2 protein-coding genes are annotated in these 2,674 nt (G+C 61.9%); both read left to right on the top strand.

The window, feature by feature from the left end; translation table 11 throughout:
• The first annotated feature begins 27 nt into the window (after nt 1–27).
• Nucleotides 28–774 (top strand): substrate-binding domain-containing protein, encoded by a 747-nt coding sequence (locus Q1J43_RS00485; protein WP_301100318.1) that lies wholly within the window; start codon nt 28–30, stop codon nt 772–774.
• 100 nt (nt 775–874) lie between these two features.
• On the top strand, nt 875–2,674 hold a 1,800-nt coding region (locus tag Q1J43_RS00490; protein ID WP_301100319.1), incomplete at its 3' end, for a methyl-accepting chemotaxis protein.

Genomic DNA, 2,674 nt, shown 5'->3' on the forward strand with positions numbered 1-2,674 from the left:
CTTCTGCAATCACCATGGAGACTCCGCATGAAAAGAGCCCTTGTCCTCGCCACGCTTCTGGCTTCGACCTTTCTGACGACGGCGGCTTTCGCCGACACTATTTCCGTTCACGGCTCGACGACTTTTGTCGCGGCGGTGCTGGAACCCAACAAGGCGGCGATTGAGAAGGACAGCGGGCTGACGTTGGACATTGTCGGCAACGGTTCGGGCAACGGATTGAGCAATCTGGCGCAGGGCAAGGCCGATGTCGCCATGATCTCGAACAAGCTGGAGGATGTGGCGGCGAAAGTGAACGCCAAGACCCCGGGGGCCGTTGACGCGGCGGCTTTGCAAGCCGTTGAAGTCACCAAGACCCATATTGCCTTCACCGTCAATCCGGCCAATCCGGTCAAGGAACTGACCCACGCGCAGATCGTGGACATCCTCACCGGCAAAATCACGAGCTGGAAACAGGTCGGCGGCGAGGACAAGGCCATTCTGGTGGCGACGGAAGTGCCCACCGGCGGGCTGCGCACGACGGTCGAGAAGGACATGCTCGGCGGCGCGCAGATTTCCGCCAACAAGCGCGAAGTGGTCAACGGCACCATGATCGGCAAGGTCGTGGCGCAAGCGCCGGAAGCCCTTGGCGTGATGGGCGCGGGGTCTGTGACCGCGGCGGTGCGGGAGCTGAAGCTCGACAAGGTTGACGAAATCGAACTGTATTATGTGACCAAGGGCGCGCCTTCGCCCGCAGCGCAGAAGCTGATCGACGCAACCAAAAAGAACGTGAAGTAAGACGGAGTCGGGGTGGGGCCTGTCGGCTTCACCCCGTTTCTGGCTGCGCTTTGCGGCCAGCTTTAAGGATTATGCCAACAACCCAATATAGGCGGCGCACATGCTGAAGACATCGGAGCTCACGATCAAATTTATGTTGCTGGCCATCGTCTTCGGTCTGGCGGTCATTATCGCCTGCCTGGGATTGTATGGCTACACCTCCGCGCGCGACGTGAAGAACAGCATGGCGGATATGTATAATTCCCGCATCGTGACGATGGCGCAGATCAAGGAAGTGCATGATAGCTACGACGTAATTTCCGATGTTATGAATGCCGCTTCCCAAGGCGACATTGACGATAAAACGACGTCGCGCGTCGTGGACACACTTAAGCATGCCCGCGAACATTGGAGCGTCTTCACGAAGACTTCGTTCAGCGCCGAGGAGGAAGCGCTGGTCGCTGCCGTTGGCCCCATCCTCGATAAACTGGGCGCTGCCGTCGAAAAGGGAATCCCTGGCCTCGATGTTGGCGACAAGGAGGTCATCGACTCGGCCAGACGCCTTTACGCAAAACCCCACGATGATCTGAGCGACAAGCTGGATGAGTTGACCGCGCTTGAGCAAACGATCGCCAAGAAGAGTTTCGAGGAGTCGGAAAAAGCCTTTGCGACCACCACAACCCTTTATATGCTCGCTGGCATCATCGCGCTGCTGATCTGCTTTACCGCGATCATCGTGGTGGTGCGATGGATCGTGCGACCGATCGGGCGGATGGCGGGGGCGATGACGGCCATCGCCGATCAACGCTATGACACCGTGATCCCCAACCTCGGCGAAAAGAACGAGCTTGGGCTGCTGGCCGCCGCGCTGGACGTCTTCAAGCGCAACGCGCAGGAAATGGAACGCCTCCGCGCCGATCAGGCGGAGCAAAAGCGTCGCGCCGAGGCGGAACGTCAGGCGGCCATGAGCGCGCTGGCGAACACTTTCGAGCACAGCGTCGGCAAGGTCATCCATACCGTGACCTCCGCCGCGACCGAGTTGCAAGCCTCCTCAAGCCAGATGGCCGTCACGGCGCAGGAAACGAGCCGGCAGGCGCAGACCGTCGCCGGCGCCTCTCAGGCCGCGTCTTCCAACGTTCAGGCCGTCGCGGCCGCCGCCGAGGAGCTGAACAGTTCCATCGGCGAAATCAAGCGTCAGGTCACGCAGGCCTCCGCCGTGTCGCGCAAGGCGCGGCAGGAAGTGGACGCCGCGACGACGGCGGTGCACGCTCTGGCCGACAACGCCAACAAGATCGGCGAGATCGTGAACCTCATCAACCAGATCGCGTCGCAAACCAACCTGCTCGCGCTGAACGCCACGATCGAAGCGGCGCGCGCGGGCGACGCCGGCAAGGGATTCGCGGTCGTGGCTTCGGAAGTCAAAGGCCTCGCCAACCAGACGGCGCGCGCCACCGAAGACATCACGGTGCAGATCGCCGCCGTGCAGAACGGCACGCGGGAAGCCGTGGACGCCATCAGCGCGGTGAGCAAGGTCATCCACGATGTCGGCGAAATATCGACCGCTGTCGCCACTTCGGTCGAGGAGCAGACCACCGTCACGTCCGAAATCGCCCGCAACGTCGAGAGCGCTTCGGCGGGCACGCGCGAGGTGTCGCAAAGCATTGCCATGGTCGGCAGCGCCGCTTCGGAAACCGGCGCGGCCGCGACGCAGATCAAGGACTCCTCCACCGAGCTTTCCAAGCAGGCCGAGTATCTTCGCACAGAGGTGAGCCGCTTCCTCGATCAGGTGCGCAGCGACAAGGACACGGCGGCGCCGGCGCAGTGGACCGAGACGCTGGAGATCGGCGTGGCCTCGGTCGATGACGACCACCGCGCTTTGTTCGACACCTTCAACCAGTTCTATCGCGCCCTGATGTCCGGC

Source organism: Propionivibrio sp. (genome assembly GCF_029255185.1).
Classification (GTDB): domain Bacteria; phylum Pseudomonadota; class Gammaproteobacteria; order Burkholderiales; family Rhodocyclaceae; genus Propionivibrio.

What these genes read in the sequence shown, in the direction of transcription:
- Q1J43_RS00485 (WP_301100318.1), top strand. Translation starts at nt 28, where the DNA reads ATGAAAAGAGCCCTTGTCCTCGCCACGCTTCTGGCTTCGACCTTTCTG.